The 6,679-nt window shown below is 58.8% G+C and carries 7 protein-coding genes; 5 read left to right on the forward strand and 2 right to left on the reverse strand.

Annotated elements, in window-relative coordinates; all coding sequences use genetic code 11:
* Positions 1-93: 93 nt before the first annotated feature.
* Together VMY05_00680 and VMY05_00685 are read right to left on the reverse strand one after the other, a co-directional pair.
* A complete protein-coding gene (locus VMY05_00680; GenBank protein ID HUV29591.1) occupies positions 94-789 on the reverse strand; it encodes a YggS family pyridoxal phosphate-dependent enzyme in 696 nt (231 codons plus the stop codon).
* Between the two features lie 137 nt (positions 790-926).
* Positions 927-2,039: a hypothetical protein gene (locus VMY05_00685; GenBank protein HUV29592.1), complete on the reverse strand. Its 1,113-nt coding sequence runs from the start codon at positions 2,037-2,039 to the stop codon at positions 927-929.
* Between the two features lie 209 nt (positions 2,040-2,248).
* On the opposite strand from VMY05_00685, the gene VMY05_00690 reads away from it, so the two are divergent.
* The 5 genes from VMY05_00690 to VMY05_00710 all read left to right on the forward strand — a co-directional run.
* Entirely contained in the window at positions 2,249-2,734 is a 486-nt protein-coding gene (locus tag VMY05_00690; protein ID HUV29593.1) for a ferritin family protein, read from the forward strand.
* 108 nt (positions 2,735-2,842) lie between these two features.
* Positions 2,843-3,997, forward strand: coding sequence for an alanine racemase (alr, locus tag VMY05_00695; GenBank protein HUV29594.1), 1,155 nt, complete (start codon positions 2,843-2,845; stop codon positions 3,995-3,997).
* A gap of 154 nt (positions 3,998-4,151) precedes the next feature.
* Positions 4,152-4,835: a redox-sensing transcriptional repressor Rex gene (locus VMY05_00700; protein HUV29595.1), complete on the forward strand. Its 684-nt coding sequence runs from the start codon at positions 4,152-4,154 to the stop codon at positions 4,833-4,835.
* 334 nt (positions 4,836-5,169) lie between these two features.
* Positions 5,170-5,724: a hypothetical protein gene (locus VMY05_00705; GenBank protein ID HUV29596.1), complete on the forward strand. Its 555-nt coding sequence runs from the start codon at positions 5,170-5,172 to the stop codon at positions 5,722-5,724.
* A 625-nt stretch (positions 5,725-6,349) separates the two neighbouring features.
* Positions 6,350-6,679: hypothetical protein (locus tag VMY05_00710; protein ID HUV29597.1), on the forward strand; the 330-nt coding region annotated here is incomplete at its 3' end.

The following is a 6,679-nucleotide window of genomic DNA, read 5'->3' on the forward strand; positions in this document are numbered from 1 at the left end:
GCGGTTGGGCCGGCGCCCGGGAATCGCGAGTTATTTCAATCCTTTTCAGGGAGTTGCCAGCCCGACCGGGCAGGCGGGAAGGGCTTGAGTGCCCTAATCGCGGGGCGGACGGGGGCCGAAAATGCCGGTGCCGATGCGTATCATCGTCGAACCTTCGCGGATCGCAATCGGAAAGTCTCCCGTCATCCCCATTGAGAGCACGTCGAACTGATCGCCCGCAAGAGACCGACCCTTCTCGAAGAGTTTCCGGCAGCGCGCGAAAGCCGCCCCGATTCGGGCCTCGTCGTCGGTCAGCGGTCCAACGGTCATCAGGCCGGAGACATTGACGTTGGGTAAGGGCAGGATCTGCTCCAGCAGCCCGAGGGCGTCGTCCGGTTCAACCCCGGACTTCTGTTCCTCGCCGGACGTGTTGACCTGCACGTAGCATTCGATGACGCGGTCGGCTTCGGCCGCCCGCCGGTTGATTTCCGCCGCCAGTCGCGGTGAGTCCACGGATTGGATGACGTCAAACAGATCCACCGCCTTCTTGACCTTGTTGGTCTGAAGGTGCCCGACCAGGTGGAAACGGGCGATGGGACCGACCTCCTGTATTTTGGGCTCCGCCTCCTGCAGGCGGCTTTCCCCAATGTTGTGAATGCCGCAGGCGACGACCGTCCTGATGATTCCGGGAGGGTGGGTCTTGGTGACTGCGACGATAGTGATGTCATCCATATCTCTATCGTACGCTTCGCAGGCATCAGCGATCTGACCGTGCAGTTCGGTCAGGTTCTGTAGTATTGTCTCTTTCATCCAGCGACGTAAGAAAGTGAAAGAGCCGCGGCCATATCAAGGGAAATTTGCGCACCGCACGTACGCGGCCGGAACCGTCTGTGCCCTCAAAAGGGCAGGCCGGACCGCGCTGTCAAGATTGGCCCGTGTCGGCGCGCTCAGGCGACCGTAAGCAACCCCTTGTCCTCAGCCACGGCCGGACTCGTGTAATCGGCCGGGAGCGACTCGGCCGGTTCAGGAACGGTCTCGACCTCGGTTCGGGCCGGTACGAAGCGTGATTCTACCGCGTCCAGCACGGAGCCGACCCGGTCAAAAAAGGTCTCGATGCTCTCGGTCAATTGCTCTCGGACCAGATCCACGTGGGCGCCTGCAAATCCCAACTCCTCGGCGGCAGCGTCAAACGAGGCTACGATTGACCGAAGAAGGTTTTCCTCGGTTTCACTCAGGTAACCGTCCACGGTGTCAAAGAACGTAGCCATCATCTCGGACGTGCCTTGCAGCGCGACTCCTCCGGCGGTATCCAGGTAACTGCCCATATGATCGGGGCATTGCGCCGCGACCCGCCGGGTCTGCGCGTGAAAGCGATCCGCGAAGGCAAAGCTGAACCGGTTGTCGACGTGGAAGCGAAGGGCAAACTTGTTCACGGTCCGTTGGTGGTGGCCGTGCTCCTTGACGTCGATTGACCGACGAACCTTGACTGCCTCCCGGTAGAAGGACTGAAGGGCGAAGTCGCGGTCCCGGACCTGCAATGAACCTGCCTGTTTGGACTTTGCCGAGACCGATTCTCTGGCGTGGGTGTTGCCGCCGGCCTCGCGGGTGCTGTCATAGGAATCGACAGTCTGTTTCCCGGAGACGGCAAAGTCTGTGCTAAGACCAAATCCGGCGGCTGCGAATTGGTCGAGCATCGGTGTTTCCTCGTTGGCCAGTTGCCGCGCCGTCTGCACTACCGCGTTCAGATCGAATCGAAGGTCAAGCTTGTAGTCCAGCCGGGCCTGACGCCGGTAGTAGTAGATAGCCTCAGGTTCCTCCGTCGGCATTTCACCCTGGGGCGGCGGCACGTCCGGGGTCATCGAGGGCAGAGGTGCTTTCTCGGAGTCGACCGGAACCGATGGCTCATAGCGATCGACGGTCTCGGGTGCCGCCGTTTCTTCCTCGGGGGCAGCAGGTGTGGTGGTCTGCGTGTTGCCCTGTTCGAGGCCGTACCGGGCCAGGCTGAGGTACCGGTCGCGCAGATGTTGTACCACTGTACTCAGGAAATAGGAAGTGTTCATGATATCCTTCTGTTTAGCGGCTGGCTGTTTCCCTTCCATTAAATATATCGGCAACCGCGCCGGGGCATCCAGCCCCGGCCGGCCGTGACCGGAGGGCGTTTGGTTCGCGAACATGGCGGGTTGACAATGCCCGCAGACCGTGTAACTTGGCCTGACCATCGCTCCGGGATCAGGAGCGGGAGCATAGAACCGAGGAAGAAGGTATTACCATGACACCGGTAAAGGGCGAGACCCTCCAGGCACTCAGTGCCGGCATCAAGGCCGAGGCCGCGGCCTATGTGTTCTACATAACGGCGGCCGCCAAGGCCGAGGCATCGTCGTTCAAGGACATTCTTGCAAAGCTGGCGCACGAGGAAAAGGAGCACTTCCATATTCTGGAGCGTCAGCACGATTCCCTGGTGCGGAGCGAGAAGTGGGTCAGTACGGCTGATATCCTCAAGGGAGAGGGGCTGCCTGAGATTCCCGAAGACATGATGGCCTCGCACCGCGAACTCATGTCTGAAGTTCAGGACGCCGTCTCGGTCCGGACCCTCCTCGAGATTGCCTACCGACTGGAAGAAGAGGCTTATGGTACCTACAGTCGCGAAATCGCTCGTGCTGACTCTGAGGAAGGCAGGAAGATCTTCACGCAACTGGCCGGGTTTGAGCAGGGCCACATGAGAGTGATCGAGGAACTGATGGTCCGGTACGCCTGACGGTCAGACCGGCCTCACGTTTTCGACACGGTTTCGGGCCGAGGTGAGGTTCCTCCCGTCTGAATCTTTTTGTTGTCACTGCAGTGCACCGCTGCTATAAATCGCATCATGAAGCTTGACTCCCCGCTCACGTGGATTGAGTTGTCGCGCTCGGCCCTGTACAGGAACCTTGACAGCCTGACCAGACTGGCCGGCGGGCGGCAAATGGCCGTATCGGTCAAAGCCAACGCCTACGGTCACGGACTGCCGGATATCGTCAGCCTCCTGGAGCCGCGCCGTGACGTCGAGTATCTCACCGTGCACTCCCTCGAGGAGGCCATTGCCTCTCGTGATGCGGGCTGGTCCCGAAAAATCATGGTCCTTGGTCTGGTCCCTACCGACAGTCTCGAGGCCGTTCTCCAGTACCGCCTGGAACCGGTCGTCTTCACCAGAGAATCCCTGACCGGTCTGGGCAGGCTTGCCGCGAAAGCCGGAACGAGAATCCCCACTCACGTTAAGCTGGAAACAGGGACCAACCGCCAGGGGATACTGGAGACGGAGTTGCCGGCTTTTGCAGCCATTTACAAGAAATACCCGAGCCTTGGCGGTCCGCAGGGCGCCAGTACGCACTTTGCCAACATTGAGGACACGACGAGCCATGAGTATGCCGAGTACCAGCTAAAGAACTTTCATCGCCTGGTCGCGGCCATGACACGTCTGGGCATAAAACCGAAATTGCGCCACACGGCGGCCTCGGCAGCTCTCATTTTGTTCGACAAGACCCGCCTGGATCTGGTCCGGCCGGGCATTGCCGTGTACGGGCACTGGCCTTCAAAGGAAACCTACCTCACTTACCGGCTTCAGGGGGGAACGGACGACATCTTTGCCCCGGTGCTTTCCTGGAAAACCCGCATCACGCAACTGAAGAGGTTGGCCGTCGACAGCTTTGTAGGTTACGGCTGTACCTATCGGACCAGCGCTCCCGCCCGGCTGGCTGTTCTGCCGGTGGGCTATTGGGACGGATACGATCGCTTCCTTTCCAACCGCTCTCATGTTCTAATCCGTGGCCGGCGGTCTCCAGTGAGGGGCCGGGTCTGTATGAACATCACGATGGCGGATGTAACTGACAACAAGGGAGCCGCGTTGGGGGATGTCGCCACACTGATTGGGCGGGATGGCCGCGAGCAGGTGACCGCGGAACAACTTGGTGAATGGGCGCAGACGATCAACTACGAGATACTGGCCCGCCTGTCTTCGGCCGTAGTCCGCAGAATTGTGCCCTGAAACACTGGCGGGATTTCGGTGGCCGTCCGGGATACAATCGGCGATAATTGAGGTCAATTTTGACGAACATTGGTCGCAGTTTTCCCTTGACAAGGCGGATTAGCGAAGTATGTTCTTTGTGAACCTTTTCACATATGTTATGTACTAAGAGGTTATGGTTAACAACACCAATCGGCTGGCGGCTGCGATAGGCAACAAACGCATCTCCGAATCTACCATACACCGCCTTTCTCTGTACTACCGGGCGCTTTTCCTGCTTGAGAAGGAAGGTGGCGAGACGGTCTCCTCCAAGGAACTGGCCAAACGCGAGAAGCTGACACCGGCGCAGGTACGCAAGGACCTTTCGTTCTTCGGGTCATTCGGCACCAGGGGACTTGGCTACCCGGTCAGCGAACTCAGGCTGCAGATTTCGGCTATTCTCGGTATCAACCGCACTTGGCGGGTGGCCCTGATCGGGGTGGGCAACATCGGCTCGGCGCTGGTCAGCTACAAGGAATTCGCCAAACAGGGGTTTCAAATAGTCAAGTTGTTCGACAATGACCAGCGCAAGATCGGTTCCAACCACAAGGGCATCGTAATTTCCGACATCAAGTACTTGGAGAAAGAGCTCAAGGAAGCCCGCATCGAGATGGTGGTTGTAGCAGTACCTGCGACCGTCGCCCAGTACATCGTTGATGACGTCGTGAAAGCCGGAATCAAGGCGATCTTGAATTTCGCGCCCGTCAACCTCAAAGTTCCGCTCGATGTCTACCTGAGAGATGAGAACATGTCGATGGAGCTCGAGTACCTCTCGTTCGCAATTGTAAACAACTACACGGAGAAGAAAGTCAGGGTATAGGCCCTTCCGTCTCAGGCCACCCGTCTGAATCCGTCTGCCCGCCGGCAGCTTCCTGACCGTGATGCCCTGCCCCGGCGGGCCTTCTTGTCTGGTACTGCCCGCCTTCGCCGCCGGAAGCCGCAGGGCCCCGGGTCCTGTGCCGCCCTGCCGCCTGACACTGTTGGAGAATCCCCATTGGTGATATGAATCGGCCCATATTTCGGCGGTCGACCAAAGCGCGCAACTCTCTGTCAAAGAATAGCTTGTACCTTCAGGCACGGCATTTGAAACTGGACAGTCTGTCACGGAATTGAAACCGAAGGGAGATGCCATGCAAAAGAGGACAATGGTAGGCTTGGTCCTGATCCTGCTCGTGCTCGGATCGGCGATAGTTCTGGCCGGAAGCAATCCCGCCCGCGCCGATAAGCCGAAACCCGCGCATGAAGCTGCCCAGACTTCGACTGAGATCGAGATGATGATTGAGAACCTCTCGCACCACATCGATCTTTGGCACGATGCCGTTCTTAAAGGGAATACGGCAAACGTGAACCGTTTCGAAGCAGAGATTTTGAAGATTGTCCGCTCGGATATAGAAAAAGCACAGACAGCGGTTACGTTCTATGCGCGGAAGGCTGCCCTTTCCCCGCCTCAAATGGACGGTGATCGCGCGTCTGTCTCCGGCCCGCGCGTTGGCGTGGAACGAGATGCGTTCCGACGGTCGAAATCGATGCTGAGCGCCAAGGAGCAGTTGTCACTGTCGTTCACGCGCAGCGATGCGTTCAGCAATAAGTACCGCCTGATCAATGACTACGTTGACCTCCTGCGCAAGCAACTGGACATGCCAAAAGTCGAGTTGGCCGAGCAGAAAGCAAGCCCCGTGCAGCACTCCGGACAAAAAGTAGCGGATTAGCTGGTCACTCCTCTCCTTGTGTGGGACCCTTTGTGGGGCGTCGCCGCATCGTGTGCGGCGGCGCCTTTTTCTTATCCCGGCCGCCCGTTCGTGCCTGACGGCTCGCCCCCGGTGCGACTCCACGAGCCTGCGCCCCTTTGCGTTACGGCTCGGCTGCGTCGAGAGAAACACGGCCCAAAGACGCTAATGTCGCGGCTCAACGCGGGGCAATAATCGACCAGCCGGACGATTTTTTCCTTGCAGTGAGGGCAGGATTCATTATTTTGTGTGTGGCACCGGGGGACTGCAACACCTTGGCTGGCAGCCTTTCGCCAGCGTTGCCGCATCGTGATATCTTCGCACTTGCAACGGTCTCCCGTTCGGTAGGCAGATTGACAGAGGTTAACGGATAACCGCCATTGTGACGGGGAAGACGCTGGCCGGATCCGACTTTCAGGGACACACCGGCACTGAGTCTCCCCTCGGGAGCAGCGCGTAGCCGCCAAAGCACACGTCAACAGTTACTTAACCTGGATCCCCTCGTTTCAGCGCTGTACGCCGCAGGGTGGTCGTTTCCGAAGGGGTGTCGGTTCCCCTCTTTGGATAGCAGCAATGCCTGACTGGTTTCGTCAGGTTGGTGAATGGCATGGGCACGAAGGAGTCTACCATGAGGCGGACGTGGATTTTGCTGGTGCTGCTGCTGGCCGTCTGGATGGGGGGAGCCGAGGGTCAGGTGACCGAGGTGGTTCTTGACCACGTGACGAACAGCTACGACGACACCCTGTTGCAGGCGGGAGCGGAGCACACCTTTGCACTGCGGGTACGGAACATCGGTAGTTACGTCAACTACAATCCGAACAACGGTTTTCGGGTGTTTTCGGATGATGGTGCGGAGTGGACGCTGCCGTATACGGACACGGTCATAGACACCACGATTACGATGGTTCAGTTGCCGCCGGACCTGATTCTTGAGACG

Source organism: Acidobacteriota bacterium (assembly GCA_035529075.1).
In the GTDB taxonomy this organism is placed as follows: domain Bacteria; phylum Zixibacteria; class MSB-5A5; order GN15; family FEB-12; genus DATKXK01.